The following is a 15180-nucleotide window of genomic DNA, read 5'->3' as shown; positions in this document are numbered from 1 at the left end:
GTGGAAGGGTGACGCGCCATCTCGCCCTCCTCGATCGTGCGCCGGCGCCGTGATCGGGACCGTCCTCACCGCCGCCGGCCTGTTCGCCGGCACCAACCTCGACGACAGCGTGGTCCTGACGGTCCTGTTCCTGTCGTCGCGGGCGAACGGCCGGCCCGCCCGGCGGCACATCTGGGCGGGCCAGTATCTGGGCATCGCCACTCTGGTCGCGGTGTCGGCGCTGGCCGCGCTCGGGTTGTCGATCGTCCCCGACCGGTGGGTGGGCCTGCTCGGCCTGCTTCCGCTGGCGCTGGGCGTGCGCGGGCTGCTCAGGCGGGGTGACGGAGACGAGCAGCCGGTGGCCGCGTCGGGGCTGCTCTCGGTCGCCGGGATCACGATCGCCAACGGCGCCGACAACCTGGCGGTCTACACGCCGTACTTCCGCACGGTGGGGGTGGCCGACAGCCTGGTCACGGTGGCGGTCTTCGCCATGCTGGTCGCGCTGTGGTGCGTGGCGGGGTCGTGGCTGGGCTCGCATCCGAAGGTCATCGCGGCGATGGAGCGCCACGGGCACTGGATCGTCCCGGTCGTCTTCATCGTGCTCGGACTGGTCATCCTGAGCGACCTCCTCATCTGAGAAGCAGATTCGGCATATTCGCCATTGCCGTGGTCATTGTGCCGAACTAGAACCTGGGGCACACTCACAACAACACTCGGCATGCTGTTGACGGCAGTTAACGCAACAGCCAAGACCCCAGAGGCAGCCCCCCATGCCATCAACCCAGCTGAAAAGGGCCGTGATCTCCAGCTATCTCGGCAGCGTCATCGAGTTCTACGACTTCCTGCTCTACGCGACCGCCTCCGCCCTGGTCTTCAACAAGGTCTTCTTCTCCAGCCTCGACCCCACGGCCGGGACGATCGCCAGCTTCGGCACCTTCGCCTCGGGCTATCTGGCCCGCCCGATCGGCGGCATCATCTTCGGGCACTTCGGTGACCGCCTGGGCAGAAAGCGCATGCTGATCATCACCATGATCATGATGGGCGTGGCCAGCGCGCTGATCGGGGTCCTGCCCACCTATGCGCAGATCGGGGTCTGGGCGCCGGTCCTACTGGTCACGCTGCGCGTGCTCCAGGGCATCGCGCTCGGCGGCGAGTGGGGCGGCGCGGTGCTGATGTCGGCCGAGCACGCCACCTCACGCCGGGGCCTGTGGGCGGGCTTCACCAACGCCGGAGGTCCCAGCGGGCAGCTGCTGTCGACCGTGGCGATGTCGAGCACCGCCGCCATCGTGGGGGCCGAGGCGTTCCTGTCCTGGGGCTGGCGCATTCCCTTCCTCCTCAGCGTGGTGCTGCTGGGCGTCGGCCTGTTCGTGCGCGCCAAGGTCACCGAGACGCCCGTCTTCGCGCAGGCCCGTCCCGAGGCGGGCGAGGCGGCGCCTATCGTCGAGGTCTTCCGCAGGCACCCGGCCAACCTCGCGCGGGCGATCGGGGTGGGATTCGCCGCCTTCGTGGCCCAGGCGACGCTCACCACCTTCGTCATCGCCTATGCCGTCCAAGCCGGGTTCGAGCGGCCGACGGTGCTCAACGCGCTGACCATCTCGTCGGCGGGCGCGGTGATCGGCGTGCTGGCCTTCGCCTCCCTGTCCGACCGGATCGGGAGACGGCCGGTGGTCGCCGCCGGCGCGATCATGATGGCGGTGGTCGCGTTCCTGCTCTTCCCGCTGATCAACAGCGGATCGTTCGTGCTGCTGACCCTGGCGGTGGTGCTCGGCCAGTCGATCGCGCACCCGGCGATGTTCGGCCCGCTCGCCGCCCTCTACAGCGAGCTGTTCGGCACCCGCACCCGCTACACCGGCGCCTCGCTGGGCTACCAGATCTCCGCGACCGGTGCGGGCCTCGCTCCCGTGTTGTTCGCGTCGTTGTCGAGCACCTTCACCATCTCGCTCATCGTCGCCGCCTGCTGCCTGCTGACCGTGGTGACGATCTACGCCACCCGCGAGACCAGCAGGGAGGAGCTCGGCGTCATGGCAGATCGATGAACTCCAGGCTGCCCGCGGCGACGCGGGCAGCCGGTTCGCGGAAGGCCGCCGCCAGGTCGTGGAAGACCTCCTCGGCCTGCGGCGAGGGCCAATCGTCCGGCAGGTGCTCCAGCGGCAGGCGGGGATCGTCGCGCACCAGCTGCAGCCACTCGGCCTGCAGGAGCAGCTCCCTCACCAGGTCGTCGGGGAGCTCGGGCAGGGGCCTACGCCGGTCCCACACGCGCAGGAACCGCCGGTAGCCGGCGGCCAGGCCGTCGAGGTCGAAGGCCTCGCCCACGAACTGGGCGGCCTCGGTCGGCTTGACCGTCTCGGCGACGAACGCCCTGATGTGGGCGTTGAGCCGCAGGTCGGCCAGGAGCGCGGGCACGTCGACGACCGCGGGAGCGATCCACAGGCCGTTCTGCAGCGGGCCGAATCCGCCCCACATCAGGCGCGAGCGCAGGTCGTGGCGCTGCTGTGTCCACGACTCGGGCAGCGAGAAGCCGATCAGGGTCCAGCGCCCGTCCCAGTCGCGGTTGACGGGGCTGGTGCGCCACATGCGCGTCGCGCCCTCCTCCAGGACCGATTCCGAGCGGGCCGTGAGACCGAAATAGGCCTGGCGGCCCCTGCGGTGACGCTCCAGCAGGCCGCGCTGCGTCATCCGGGTGAGCGTGGAGCGGGTGGCCTCCTCCGAGACACCCAGCCCTGCCAGCACGCCGATCACGCTTCCCGAGGAGACGGCCACGTGCCTGCCGAGCAGATGGATGCCCAGGAAGGCGAGCAGGAGGGTTTGAGGCCGGAGTTCTGTCACGACCTCATTGTAGGGCACTCTTGCTTCTGCCGTAATGAGTGTGCCTAGTATTGGCCGTGCGAAACCAAGGCTTGGGCTCCTGGCCTGCCCGGCGGGCCCGCATGTCACCGGCGAAGGTCGCGCTCACCCACGACGGCGGCCACACCACGTACGGCGAGCTCGCCGACCGCGTCACCCGGCTGGCGGCCGAGCTGCGCAGGCGCGGCGTGGGGAGGGGCGACCGGGTCGCCTACCTCGGGCCCAACCATCCCGCGGCCGTCGAGACGCTCTTCGCCGCCGGGCTGCTCGGCGCGGTCTACCTGCCGCTCAACATCCGGCTGAGCGGTCCGGAGCTCGACTACATCATCGGCGACGCCCGGCCGTCGGTGATCCTGGAGCCGTCCGACGAGGACTTGCCCGCGGCCGAGCCCATCGACGAGCCGGTCACGCTCGACGACCTGTGCCTGATCATGTACACCTCGGGCACGACCGGACGGCCCAAGGGCGCGATGCTCACGCACGCCAACCTGACCTGGAACGTCTACAACCACCTCATCGACATCGACCTGCGCTCCGACGACGTGACCTTGGTGACCGCGCCTCTCTTCCACATCGCGGCGCTCGCCCAGTCGTACCTTCCCACGATGATCAAGGGCGGCCGCGCCGTCGTCATGCCGGCCTTCGACGCCGACCGCGTGCTGGAACTCATCGAGAGCGAGCGGGTGACCTCCATGTTCGGCGTGCCCGCGATGTTCACCTTCATCGCCCAGTCGCCGCGCTGGCCCACCACCGACCTGTCGAGCCTGCGCCTGCTGGAGTGCGGCGGCGCCCCGGTGCCCGAGCCGCTCATCCACGCCTACCAGGAGCGCGGCCTGACGTTCCTGCAGGGCTACGGCATGACCGAGGCCGCTCCCGGCGTGCTCTACCTGCCGCCGGAGGAGTCGGTGCGCAAGGCGGGCACGGCGGGCGTGCCGGCGTTCTTCACCGACGTCCGGCTCGACGGCGGCGAGATCCTCGTCCAGGGCCCGAACGTGTTCGCCGGCTACTGGGGCCTCGACGAACCCGCGACCGAGGACGGCTGGTTCCGCTCGGGCGACGCGGCGGTCCAGGACGACGACGGTTTCTACCGGGTCGTCGACCGCATCAAGGACATGATCATCTCCGGCGGCGAGAACATCTACCCCGCCGAGGTCGAGAGCGCCCTGCTCACCCATCCCGAAATCGTCGACTGCGCGGTCGTCGGGGTGCCCGACGACCGGTGGGGCGAGGTCGGCAAGGCCTTCGTCGTGTGCGCCGACCCCGAGGCCGTCGACGTGCTCGCCCACCTCGACGGGCGGCTGGCCCGCTACAAGATCCCCAAATACGTGGAGTTCGTGGCGGCGCTGCCGCGCACGGCCTCCGGCAAGATCCTCAGGAGGGAGCTCAAGTGAAGCTCGACGGCAAGGTGGCCGTGGTCACCGGCGGCGGCCGCGGACTCGGGCTCGCCTACGCCCGCGCCCTGACCGCGGCGGGGGCGCGGGTGGTGGTCAACGATGTCGACGCGGAGGCCGCCGAGCGGGCGGCCAGGGAGCTCGGCACCGTCGCCGAGGTGGGCGCGGTCGGCACCGCCGAGGTCGCCCAGGCACTCGTCGACCGGGCGGTGGCGGAGTACGGGCGGCTCGACGTCATGGTGACCAACGCCGGGATCCTGCGCGACCGGGTGGTGTGGAAGATGTCCGACGAGGAGTTCGACGCCGTGATCGAGGTGCACCTGCGCGGCACCTTCACCTGCGTGCGCTCCGCCGTACGGCATCTGCGCGAGCAGGGCGCCGGCGGGCGGATCATCCTGGCGGGCTCGCCCGCCGGCCAGCGCGGCAACTTCGGCCAGACCAACTACGCCGCCGCCAAGGCGGGCATCGCCGCGATGGCCCGCACCTGGGCCATGGAGCTGGCGCGCGACGAGATCACGGTCAACGCGGTCGTGCCCAACGCCGCCACCGAGATGACCAGGACCATTCCGGCCTTCGCGCCCTACATCGAGTCAGGCGAGTTCCCCGACAGCCTGCGCAAGGGCATCGGGTTCGGCACCCCGGAGGACTGCGCGGGGCTGGTGGTCTACCTGGCCTCCGACGCGGCCGCCGGGGTGAGCGGCCAGTGCGTCGGCATCGGCGGCGACAGGCTCACGCTCTGGTCGCATCCCACGGAGGTCAGCGCCGCCTTCGCCGACGGCGGCTGGAGTGCCGAGGCCATCGCGGCGGCCTGGCCGTCGTCGGTCGGCGCCAGGCTCGAGACGTACGGCATCGCGTGATGGAGGTGTCGAAGCTCGTCGCCATCGACGTGCACACCCACGCGGAGGTCTCCGCCACGCGGCAGGAGTCGCTGTCCGAGGAGCTGAAATCCGGCGCGTCCGGATATTTCGGAGCAGGGCAGGAAAGGCCGACAATTGCCGAGATGGCGGCCTACTATCGCGAGCGCACCATGGCGGCGGTCGTCTTCACCGTGGACGCCGAGACCGCCACCGGACACCCGCCCGTCCCCAACGACGAGGTGGCCCAGACCTGCGCCGACCACGCCGACGTGCTCATCCCCTTCGCCAGCGTCGACCCGTGGAAGGGCAAGGTCGCCGTCGCCGAGGCCCGCCGGCTCATCGCGGAGTACGGCGTGCGCGGCTTCAAGTTCCACCCCAACCTGCAGGGCCTGTTCCCCAACGACCCGGTGGCCTACCCCCTGTACGAGGTGCTGGCGGAGGCCGGGGCCATCGCCCTGTTCCACACCGGTCAGACCGGCATCGGGGCGCGGGTGCGCGGCGGGGGCGGGGTGCGGCTGAAGTACTCCAACCCCATGTGCGTCGACGACGTGGCCGTCGACTTCCCCGACCTGCCGATCATCCTGGCCCACCCCTCGTTCCCTTGGCAGGACGAGGCGCTGGCGGTGGCCACCCACAAGCCGCTGGTGCACATCGACCTGTCAGGGTGGTCGCCGAAGTACTTCCCGCCCCAGCTCGTGCAGTACGCCAACAGCCTGCTGCAGGACAAGGTGCTGTTCGGCTCCGACTACCCGCTCATCTCGCCGGACCGCTGGCTGGCCGACTTCGCCGCGCTGCCCATCAAGGACGCGGTCCGGCCCAAGATCCTCAAAGAGAACGCCGCCCGACTGTTGGGATTGATGACATGACCCTCGTTGTAGACGGACTCGCCGAGTTCAAGACCCTGCCGGGCACCGCGCTCGGCCCCAGCGACTGGATGGAGATCACCCAGGAGCAGGTCAACGCCTTCGCCGACGCCACCCATGACCACCAGTGGATCCACGTCGACGTGGAGAAGGCCAAGGCCGGGCCGTTCGGCGGGCCGATCGCGCACGGCTACCTGACCGTGTCGCTGCTCATCCCGCTCTTCGGGCAGCTCATCGCGGTCAAGGGCGTGTCGATGGGCGTGAACTACGGCCTCAACAAGCTCAGGTTCCCCGCCCCCGTGCCCGTCGGCTCCCGCATCCGGCTCGCGGGGACGGTCGCCGCCGTCGAGGAGGTCACCGGCGGGGTGCAGGCGAGTTTCGACTTCACCGTGGAGGTCGAGGGCGGCGCCAAGCCCGCCTGCGTCGCCCAGGCGATCTACCGCTACTACGCCTGAAAGGCGTGCTGCTGGCCCGCCACCAGCTCGGCGTAGAAGCCGCCGCGGGCCAGCAGCGAGTCGTGGGTGCCGTGCTCCGCGACGCCGCCCTCGTGCATCACGAAGATCTGGTCGGCGTCGCGCACCGTGCTCAGCCGGTGCGCGATGACGATCCTGGTCTGCGTGTGCCATGACAGGTGCTCCTCGATACGGGCCTCCGTGACCGTGTCGAGGTGGCTGGTGGCCTCGTCGAGCACCAGCACCCTGGGCCGGTTGACCAGCGCGCGGGCCAGGGCGATGCGCTGGCGCTGCCCGCCCGACAACCCGCCGCCCTCGGCCAGCACGGTGTCGTAGCCGAGCGGCATGGCCTCGATGTCGTCGCGCACGCAGGCGAGCCCGGCCGCCTCGACCATCTCGTCCCAGGTGGCCTCCGGCCTCGACAGGCAGATGTTCTCCCTGATGGTGCCGGTGAACAGGTGCGGCTCCTGGGTGACGACGCCGAAGTGCCGGCGCAGTGCCTGCCGGTCGAGCTTGCGCAGAGGGATCCCGTCGAAGCAGATGTCGCCCTCGGTCGGGTCGTACAGGCCCAGCAGGATCCTGGCCAGCGTGCTCTTGCCCGATCCCGAACGGCCCACCAGGGCGACCTTCTCGCCCGGCCGTACCTTGAGCGAGACGTCCCGCAGCGTCCACGGGCTCTGGCTGTCGTAACGGTAGGAGACGCCGCGCAGCTCGATGTGCCCGCGCGGCACCAGGCCCGTCACCGGACCGCGCTTCTCCGGCTCCGACTCCATGATGTCGGCCAGCCGCTCGATGTAGGCGGCCGCCTCCTGCAGGGTCTGCAGGCTGCCGAGCAGCGAGCCGATCGGCACCAGCGCGGCCGACGCGAGCGCGCACAACGTCAGCGTCTGGCCCAGCGTGGCCTGGCCCGACAGCACCTGCCAGGCGCCCACCCACAGCAGCGCCATCGGCGCCAGGAAACGCATGCTGTCGAGCGCGGTGTCCTGCATGTTCTGCATCACGCTCACCCGCGAGTCGGCGTTGAGCTGCGCGGTGAACAGGTTGCGCCAGCGCCGCGCCGCCGCGTGCTCGGCGCCCGACGCCTTGAGCGTCTCCATGCCCTGGATCGCCTCGATCAGCTGGCCCTGCGCCGCGACGCTGGCGGCCAGCTCCCGCTGGGTGAGGTCGGCGTGCGCCCGCCTGGTGGCCAGCAGGAGTACGGCCTGCAGCGCGGTCAGCACGAGCAGGCAGATCCCGATGGCCGGAGCCTTGACCAGGACGATGGTGACGTAGCCGATCGCCAGCGGCCCGTCGAGCACCGCGGCGGTGACCTGCCCGGTGAGCAGCGAGCGCAGGGCGCTCACCCCGGCGCTGCGCTGCGTCAGATCGCTGGCGCCGCGATGCACGAAATACCGGTACGGCAAACCGACCAGGTGCCCGACGACCCGGGTGGTCAGCTGCGCGTCGGCCCGGATGCGCAGGTTCAGCAGCACCGACGAGCGCAGATAGCCCAGCACCACGTGGGTGAGCCCGACCACGGCCAGCCCCGCGCCCAGGACGGCCAGCAGCCGGTCGGCGCCGGTGGGCAGCACCGTGTCCACCAGCGCCTGGGAGAAGCTCTGCACGAGCAGCCCCGCGCCCTGCAGCAGCAGCGACAACATCAGGATCTGGGCGAGCAGCCACCGCTGGCCGATGATCGCCGTGCGCGCGAAGTCCGACAACCAGGAGCGTTTGGGGCGCGCCACCCGCTGGAAGTCGTCGTCGGGGGCGAAGACCAGCAGCACGCCGGTGAAGGCCTCGTCGAACTCCTCGTGGCTGACTATGCGCCGGCCCTTGGCCGGGTCGACGATCCGCACGCCCGCCTTCGTCCAGGCCTCGACGACGACGAAGTGCTTGAACTCCCAGTGCGCGACGGCGGGCAGCGGCATCGACGGCACCTTGTCGGGCTCGACGCTGAACGCCTTGGCCTGCAGGCCGTACAGCCTGGCGGCGCGCAGCAGGGCCAGCGCGGTCAGCCCGTCGCGGCCGACGCCGGCGCGCTCGCCCACCTCGCGGACGGTGGCGTGGTGGCCGTGGTGGCTGAGCACCATGGCCAGGCAGGCGGCGCCGCACTCGGCCAGGCCGCTCTGCAGCCGCACGGGAACGCGGCCTCTCATCGGGGTCTCCCTCTAGGACGTCTCGACCAGCTGGGCAAGCGTGCTGCGCCGGCCCGCCTCGACGAGGAGCGTGCCGCGTGTCCCGTTCTCCGGCAGGCCGTCGCAGCGCGGCCGGCCCTCGTCGAGCACGCACGGGATCCGCCGGTCGCCGACGTGCAGCGTCGCGGCGCGCGCACCGGGCGGGAGGTCGGCCTCCACCCGGCCCGCCCGCACGACGGCGGGCACGCTGACGTGGTACGGGACGGGAAGCAGGGCGAGCACCAGCAGCAGGATCACCAGCAGCGCCGCAGTGATCCAGAACGCGGCCAGTTCCCACGCGGGGGTGAGCCAGACCGGCTCGTGCCGCTCCTTCGGGGCCTCCTGCCTGCGGCGCAACGCCGAGACACGGAAAAGGCTGCCCTGGCTCACAACCAGTGCCACCTGACGTCAGCGGCGGCGCGGCGGCCGGCCAGCCAGCCGGCGTAGGCCGCACGGCCCGCGGCGGCCAGCGTGTGCTCGTCGGCGCGGGCGGGCAGGCGTTCGTGGACGACGCCGGTGACGAAGCCGTCCTCATGTCGCGCCGCTTCGACGCGGTCGGCGGAGCGCAGCGGTTGCGGCAGTGCGCCGGCCGGCACCTCCACCGGCTCCGGCAGCGGCGCGCCCTGCGGCCAGGGCGACGGCGACCACACCCAGCTCGCCCGCACGGTCCCGAACTCCTCCGGGTGCGCGGCCAGGTAGCCCGCCGCCAGCTCGCTCTCCTTGCGCCGGCGCAGGCGCCGCTGCCTGGCCAGCACCTCCAGGTGGTCGGCGAAGGCCGCCTGGTCCATGCCCATCGCGGCCAGCCAGTGCAGCGTCGCCTCCCGGTCGTGCAACCCCCTGGCACGGCGGAAGGCGTCGGCCGTCGCCTGCAGTTCCTCCTCCGACAGCGGTTCCGTGTCGGAGGAGGCGTCGTTGCGGGTCAGGCACAACTCGACGATCTCGGCGTGCGGGTCGAGGCCTGGCCTGGTCAGCGAGCGCAGCATCAGCAGCGCGTCCGGCAGCGACAGGTCCGCGCCGTCCACGGTGACCAGCTGGCCGGCGGCCCAGTGCGTGGAATGGTCCTCCAGCCAGGGCAGCCCGTCGTCGGGCTGCACGGACACCGCGATCGTCCCCCGTCCCGGCCAGTCGAGCAGCAGGTCGTAGTCGACGAGCGGGCTGCCCGGCCGCTCGGCCACGACCAGCTCCGCGCCGTAGCCGGGATGACGCTCCGCCCACGCGACCGCCGCCTCGCGGGCCGCCCCCGCGGCCTGCCTGCGGCGGGTGAGCGTCCCGAGCAGCTCGACCGCGTCCCCCAGCACCTCGCCCAGGTTCACGCGGCGTCCTTCCGTACGGCCGCGGCCAGCCAGTCGGCCACCGCGTCGCTGATCGGCACCCCGGCGAGCCGCTCGTGCCCCTCCCACTGACCGTTGGGGTTGAGCTCCAGGAACACGTACTCCCCCTCCGGCGTGCGGATCAGATCGATGGCCCCGTAGGCGAGCCCGAGCTCGCGGGTCAGCTCCCGGCACCGGTCGGCCACGTCGGCGGGCAGCTCGTGCGGCGAGTTGCGCACGCGGGAACTGTCGGCCAGCCGCCAGTCCACCCGCGTGGTCCTGGCCGCCTGCGAGTCGATCTCGACGGGGAAGACCCGCTCTCCGACGACCGTCACGCGGATCTCGACCGACTTCTCGACGTACGGCTGGAGCGTGACCGGCTCGTGCCGCAGCCGATGCCTCGACGCCAGGTGCCTGCGCGACACGAGCGTCGTGTAGAACAGGTGCTCCTCGCCGTCGACATTGATCGCCCGCTTGCTCGGCGGCTTGGCGATGAGCTTGCCACCCGCTCTCGCGTAGGCCAGGCCCAGCTCGTGCGGGTCGCTGGTCACGGTCGTCTCCGGGACCCGCAGCCCCAGCCGGGCGGCGAGCGCCAGCTGGGCGAGCTTGTTGTCGGCCCGCACCTCCTGCGACGGGCTGCACGGGAACCAGGTCGCCGGGAGCAGCTCCCACACGTCGGTGAGGAACGAGGCCCAGATCTGTCCGGCGGGCCTGCCCGGCCGCCGCACCCACACGGCCGACACCTCGGCCAGGTCGGTCCTGCCGAGCCGTACCCCGATCTGCGAACCGCGGACGGTCGCCGTCATGCGGTGGCCGCTGTCGCCCGGATCCCACATCAGGGAGTCCACGCCGAGCCGCGCGAGCTTGGGCAGCACCAGGTCGACGGTGGTGTCGCCGCGCCTGCTGAGTATGAGCAGCATCATGTTCCCCCAGCTAGAGCGGCGGGGGGGGCGCCCGCGCCCCCCCCCGCGGGGGGGGCCGGGGGGCCCCCCCGCGGGGGGCGGCGACATTTATACACCCCCGCGGGGGGGGGAGTCCGGGCGGCCCCCGCGCCCCACACCCCCCACCCCACCCCCCCCCCCCCCCCCGCGGGGGCGCGGCCCCCCCCCCCCCCCCCGGCCGGCGGCTACCACTTCTGGCAACGCCCGGTGCTGTCCGAGCAGATGTAGCCCTCGCGCGGGATCGTGATCGCCGGGCGGCCGCCGGACACCAGACCGAGCTCGTTCTCGTTCAGCTCGGCCTCGGTGTTCTCCGGGGTCAGATCCTCGATGCGGACGGTCATTTCTTCGTTCCCCTCCTTGAAGGCCGGGCGGTTTCCCGGCTGAGGAGAGCTTCGGTCCACGAGGTTGGGGATCACTTGCGCCTAGCTTGGACGGCTTTCGCCGGTGGGCGAGAGGAAGTCCACGATCAGGGAGTTCACCTCGTCTGGCTGCTCCAGATATCCGTAGTGACCGCATTTGGCGACCTGCGCGTAGCCGGCGCCGGCGATCGCCGTGGCGACCTCCTGACCGAGGTGCGGCGGGGTGACGAGGTCGTCCTCGAAGGCGACGACCAGGCAGCGTCCTTCGATCGTGCGATAGTCGTCGAGCCGGTTGTCGATGATCTCCAGCCTGCTCTGGGCGCACATGACGGCCTTGGAGGTCGGGAACAGCTCGAACAGGTCGAGCCAGTGCCTGGCGTTGCTCTCGTCGTTGAGCGTGTGCGGCGACAGGCTGAGCACGGCACGCAGCGCCGCGCCGTAGGCGACGGGCAGTTCGACGGGGCCGAAGTTCAGCTCGGCCTCGGCCTCGGCGAGCCTGGCGCGGAAGTGGTCGGGACGCCCGCGCGTGGCCATCAGCACGGCCGCCTCCACGAGTTCCGGCCGCCGCAGCATCAGTTCCTGCACGACGTGGGCGCCCATCGAGACGCCGACGAAGCGGCTGCGCCCGCCGCAGAGGGTCTCGGCCAGCCCGGCGAGGTCGCCGACCAGGTCGTCGATCTCGGGTGGCGGCCCGGGGGACGGTGACAGGCCGCGGTTGTCGAAGGTGATGACGCGGAAGCCCGCGGCCAGCAGCGCCGGCACCTGGTGCAGGTGCCAGATGTGGCCGGGGCCGCCGGTGCCCATCACCAGGATGACGGGATCACCTGTGCCCTGGTCGGTGTAGGTCAGGCTGGTCCCGTTCACTCTCGCCACGGCCATGCCGTACTCCGTTCGGCTCGTCGAAGGTCTGTCGCGCGAAGGCCGCCCGCAGCAGCGGAGGCGCCATCAGGGAGGTGGCCACCGCGATCAGGACGATGATCGAGTAGGTGGCGGGCGTGAGGATGCCCAGCCTGAGCCCCACGGTGGCGACGATGATCTCGATGAGGCCCCGCGAGTTGAGGCCCGCCCCGATGGCGAAGGACTCCCAGCGTGGTATCCCGCTGGTGCGGGCGCCGATGTAGCCGCCCGCCAGCTTGCCGCCGACGGCCAGGACCAGCAGTCCCGCCGCGGTGAGCGCGACCACGGGGTCGCCCAGCGCCGCGAGGTCCAGGTGCAGCCCGGCGAAGGCGAGGAAGACCGGGGCGAGAACCGCGATGACGGCCGTGCGCAGCGTCTCCAGGTGCCGCATGCCCTCGCCCCTGGCGGCCCCGGCGACCAGCCCGCCGGCGAAGGCGCCGACGGCCGGTTCGAGTCCCGCGAGGTGGGCGACGAGGGCTCCGGCGATGATCAGGATGGCGGAGGTGGTCATGGTGGGGGCCTGCTCGGCCGTGCTCAGCACCCGCCCGGCCAGCGGGCGCAGCAGCAGCGCCACCAGGAACATGACCGCGAGCCACATCACCGTCAGGCCGAGCGCGCCCGCGTCGACGCCGCTGGTGGCGGCGGCCCCGACGACCGCGAGCAGGATCCAGGCGACGGCGTCCTGGCAGGCGCCCGAGGCCAGGGTGAGCTGGCCGACCCGGTGTCCGATGAGCCCGAGGTCGTTGAGCGTGCGGGAGATCACCGGGATCGCGGTGACGCAGAGCGCCACGCCGAGGTAGGCGGCGAAGGTGAGCCTGTCGCCTTCGGGGCCCATCAGCGCGGCGGGCACCACGTAGCCGGCGGCCGCGCCGAGCGCGAGCGGCAGGAGCATCGCCCACGCGCTGATCCTGACCAGGGTGCCCGCCTGCGCGCGCAGCCTGCCCAGGTCGAGCTCGGCGGCGGCGAGCCCGACGACCAGGAGGACCCCGAGCTGGGCGACGGCGTCGATGAGCGCCCCCGAGCCCGGCTTCGGCAGCCACGACGCCCAGCCGGGCGCCAGTTGCCCGAGCACGGACGGCCCGAGCAGGATCCCCGCCGTCAGCTCGCCGACGATCGCGGGCTGGCCGAACCGCACGGCCAGCCGCCCCAGCAGGACGGCCAGGGCCAGGATCACGACGAGCTGCAACAGGAACAGCGGGACCCCAGTGAGCATGGCGACAGCGTAGGAAGCCCTCGTACGGCCCCGGCCAGGCTGACGGACGAATGGCGAGAAATCGCCACAACACCGTCAAGCGCTTCTCCGCCCCTCACCGGCAGACCTACCGTCCGAGACAGCGAGATCCCCCTCAGGAGAAGCGAAGGATCCCCGCAGTGAATGCCCGAATTGTGCAGGAGCTGAATCAGCACGTACGACACTCCGCCTTATCCGGCGAGGTGGCGGCCGCTCGGCGCGGATTCGCTGAGCGCGGGTTCGCGAAGGCATCGTTCCTGGTGCCCGCGAGCGTCAAGCAGGCCGTTGCCGACGACGTGCTCTCCCTCATCGAGGAATCCGGGGTCCGGCGCGACCTCAGATTCAAGGAAACCGGCGACACACCTCGCCGGATGCGCAACGTGACGCGATCGGAGATCGCCACGCGCAGTGCCGTCATCCCCACCGTCTACGAGTCGGAAGCCCTCATCGGGCTGCTCGGCGAGATCGTCGACGAGCCCGTCCTGGTGTGCCCCTACGAGCCGGAGCAGTACGTGATCACCCGCCTGGAACACACGGGTGACACCCACGGCTGGCATTGGGACGACTACAGTTTCGCGCTCGTGTGGGTGGTGCAGTGCCCGCCACCCGAGCACGGCGGTTTCGTCCAGTGTGTCGCCGGCACCACCTGGGACAAGAGCAATCCCGCCATCCACAGGGCCCTGCTCGACAACCCGACCTGGTCGTTCGAGGTGGGCTCAGGCGACCTCTACGTGATGCGCACCAACACCACGCTGCACCGCGTCTACCCGATCACCGCCGGCGTGCGGACGATCATCAACATGGGGTACGCGTCCAAGTCGGACCTGGAGTCGTCCCTCTCCCACGAGACCATGGACGCGCTGTGGGCGGAGCAGGTGTGAGCACGATGCCGACCGAAATGGAGAACCCGATGCACACGGCTTTCACCCGCGGCCCGGTCGCCGACATCTTCTCGTCCTACCTCGTCGCCGTGTCGCTGTCCGCCGCCAGCGAGCTCGGCGTCCTCGACGCGCTCAGGCAGCAGGGAAGCTACTCGATCGAGAAGGCCGGCGCCGACGGGCTCGACACCCGGCTGGTCCGTCAGCTCCTGGTGACACTCTCCTGGGCGGAGATCGTCGAGGTGGCCGAGGACAAGGCGGTCATCGGCCCGCGCTTCGACCAGGCCTGGGACGCGCGCGGCTACTTCTACTGGATGGTGCGCGGCTGCGGGGAGCTGTTCTCCGTGCTGCCGGGCGTGGCCAGGACCAAGGCCCGCGTCGGCGACTACTACACCAGGGACATGCGCGCGGTCGCCGTCGGCTCCAAGCTGATCGGCGAGACCGAGGTCGAGCCGCACTTCGTCGAGCTGCTCGGCGAGCTCGACTACAAGGTCATCACCGATCTCGGCTGCGGCTCGGGCCAGCGGCTGATCGGCGCGGTCTCCCGCCGCCCCGGCGTGCGCGGCGTGGGCGTCGACATCGCGCCCGCGGCCGTCGACCTGGCCAGGAATTCGGTGGAGCAGGCCGGGCTGTCGGACCGGATCACCATGGTCTCCGGAGACGTGCGCAACCTGGAGCCGCTGCCGGAGTTCGCCGACGTCGACCTCATCACCTGCGTCTTCCTCGGCCACGACTTCTGGCCCAAGGCCACCTGCGTGGAGGGCCTGCGCAAGCTGCGCACCGCCTTCCCCAACGCGCGCAGGCTGCTGCTGTGCGACGTGGTCCGCAGCGAGGAGCCGCCGGGGACCGACACGACGATCTTCACCCTGGGATTCGAGCTCGTCCACGCGGCGATGGGCGTCTACCTGCCCACCAGGTCCGAGTGGTACGAGGCCTTCCGCGAGTCCGGCTGGGTGCTGAACGGGGAGCGCGACTTCGCCGCGCCGCCCCTCGGCATCCTGTTCGACCTGAGCCCGGAGAGCTGA

General features: G+C 71.3%; 16 protein-coding genes. 8 read left to right on the top strand and 8 right to left on the bottom strand.

Annotated elements, in window-relative coordinates:
- Nucleotides 1-49 precede the first annotated feature (49 nt).
- Both ACIBH1_RS25260 and ACIBH1_RS25255 read left to right on the top strand, forming a co-directional pair.
- Nucleotides 50-616 (top strand): cadmium resistance transporter, encoded by a 567-nt coding sequence (locus tag ACIBH1_RS25260; protein WP_397316379.1) that lies wholly within the window; start codon nucleotides 50-52, stop codon nucleotides 614-616.
- Nucleotides 617-749: 133 nt separating this feature from the next.
- Nucleotides 750-2015 carry an MFS transporter gene (locus ACIBH1_RS25255; RefSeq protein ID WP_397316378.1) on the top strand — a complete coding sequence of 422 codons (1266 nt, stop codon included), beginning with the start codon at nucleotides 750-752 and terminating at the stop codon, nucleotides 2013-2015.
- On the opposite strand, the gene ACIBH1_RS25250 is transcribed toward ACIBH1_RS25255, so the two are convergent.
- Entirely contained in the window at nucleotides 1999-2805 is an 807-nt protein-coding gene (locus tag ACIBH1_RS25250; protein ID WP_397316377.1) for a PaaX family transcriptional regulator C-terminal domain-containing protein, read from the bottom strand. The genes ACIBH1_RS25255 and ACIBH1_RS25250 overlap by 17 nt on opposite strands.
- A 101-nt stretch (nucleotides 2806-2906) precedes the next feature.
- Between ACIBH1_RS25250 and ACIBH1_RS25245 the strand changes: the two genes are divergently transcribed.
- From ACIBH1_RS25245 to ACIBH1_RS25230, 4 genes are read left to right on the top strand one after another with little or no spacing between them, the layout of a single operon-like run.
- A complete protein-coding gene (locus ACIBH1_RS25245) occupies nucleotides 2907-4214 on the top strand; it encodes a long-chain fatty acid--CoA ligase (RefSeq protein WP_397316376.1) in 1308 nt (435 codons plus the stop codon).
- Nucleotides 4211-5071 (top strand): SDR family oxidoreductase, encoded by an 861-nt coding sequence (locus ACIBH1_RS25240; protein WP_397316375.1) that lies wholly within the window; start codon nucleotides 4211-4213, stop codon nucleotides 5069-5071. Before ACIBH1_RS25245 ends, ACIBH1_RS25240 begins: the two co-directional genes overlap by 4 nt.
- A complete protein-coding gene (locus ACIBH1_RS25235) occupies nucleotides 5071-5937 on the top strand; it encodes an amidohydrolase family protein (protein ID WP_397316374.1) in 867 nt (288 codons plus the stop codon). The genes ACIBH1_RS25240 and ACIBH1_RS25235 overlap by 1 nt, the downstream gene beginning before the upstream one ends.
- On the top strand, nucleotides 5934-6389 hold the full coding sequence (locus ACIBH1_RS25230; RefSeq protein ID WP_397316373.1) for a MaoC family dehydratase: 456 nt from the start codon (nucleotides 5934-5936) through the stop codon (nucleotides 6387-6389). Before ACIBH1_RS25235 ends, ACIBH1_RS25230 begins: the two co-directional genes overlap by 4 nt.
- Here the strand turns inward: ACIBH1_RS25230 and ACIBH1_RS25225 are convergent.
- The 7 genes from ACIBH1_RS25225 to ACIBH1_RS25195 form a co-directional block, all read right to left on the bottom strand.
- Nucleotides 6380-8521, bottom strand: coding sequence for a peptidase domain-containing ABC transporter (locus ACIBH1_RS25225; RefSeq protein ID WP_397316372.1), 2142 nt, complete (start codon nucleotides 8519-8521; stop codon nucleotides 6380-6382). The two genes, ACIBH1_RS25230 and ACIBH1_RS25225, sit on opposite strands and share 10 nt — an antisense overlap.
- A 12-nt stretch (nucleotides 8522-8533) precedes the next feature.
- Nucleotides 8534-8929 carry a hypothetical protein gene (locus ACIBH1_RS25220; protein WP_397316371.1) on the bottom strand — a complete coding sequence of 132 codons (396 nt, stop codon included), beginning with the start codon at nucleotides 8927-8929 and terminating at the stop codon, nucleotides 8534-8536.
- Nucleotides 8926-9852, bottom strand: coding sequence for a TIGR04500 family putative peptide maturation system protein (locus ACIBH1_RS25215; protein WP_397316370.1), 927 nt, complete (start codon nucleotides 9850-9852; stop codon nucleotides 8926-8928). The genes ACIBH1_RS25220 and ACIBH1_RS25215 overlap by 4 nt, the downstream gene beginning before the upstream one ends.
- A complete protein-coding gene (locus ACIBH1_RS25210; protein ID WP_397316369.1) occupies nucleotides 9849-10772 on the bottom strand; it encodes a hypothetical protein in 924 nt (307 codons plus the stop codon). Before ACIBH1_RS25210 ends, ACIBH1_RS25215 begins: the two co-directional genes overlap by 4 nt.
- 203 nt (nucleotides 10773-10975) lie before the next feature.
- A complete protein-coding gene (locus tag ACIBH1_RS25205) occupies nucleotides 10976-11131 on the bottom strand; it encodes a hypothetical protein (RefSeq protein ID WP_397316368.1) in 156 nt (51 codons plus the stop codon).
- A gap of 81 nt (nucleotides 11132-11212) precedes the next feature.
- The gene (locus ACIBH1_RS25200; RefSeq protein ID WP_397316367.1) at nucleotides 11213-12028 is read right to left on the bottom strand and encodes an alpha/beta fold hydrolase; all 816 of its coding nucleotides are present in this window, start codon (nucleotides 12026-12028) and stop codon (nucleotides 11213-11215) included.
- On the bottom strand, nucleotides 11970-13259 hold the full coding sequence (locus tag ACIBH1_RS25195) for a cation:proton antiporter (RefSeq protein ID WP_397316366.1): 1290 nt from the start codon (nucleotides 13257-13259) through the stop codon (nucleotides 11970-11972). The genes ACIBH1_RS25200 and ACIBH1_RS25195 overlap by 59 nt, the downstream gene beginning before the upstream one ends.
- A gap of 158 nt (nucleotides 13260-13417) precedes the next feature.
- Here ACIBH1_RS25195 and ACIBH1_RS25190 point away from each other — a divergent pair, with 158 nt between their 5' ends.
- A complete protein-coding gene (locus ACIBH1_RS25190; RefSeq protein WP_397316365.1) occupies nucleotides 13418-14158 on the top strand; it encodes a hypothetical protein in 741 nt (246 codons plus the stop codon).
- 29 nt (nucleotides 14159-14187) lie between these two features.
- Nucleotides 14188-15180 (top strand): class I SAM-dependent methyltransferase, encoded by a 993-nt coding sequence (locus ACIBH1_RS25185; RefSeq protein ID WP_397316363.1) that lies wholly within the window; start codon nucleotides 14188-14190, stop codon nucleotides 15178-15180.

It is taken from the genome of Nonomuraea sp. NPDC050663 (assembly GCF_044456985.1).
In the GTDB taxonomy this organism is placed as follows: Bacteria; Actinomycetota; Actinomycetes; order Streptosporangiales; family Streptosporangiaceae; genus Nonomuraea.
Note: the sequence above shows the minus strand (reverse complement) of the source record. Positions and strands in the feature narration are given on the sequence as shown.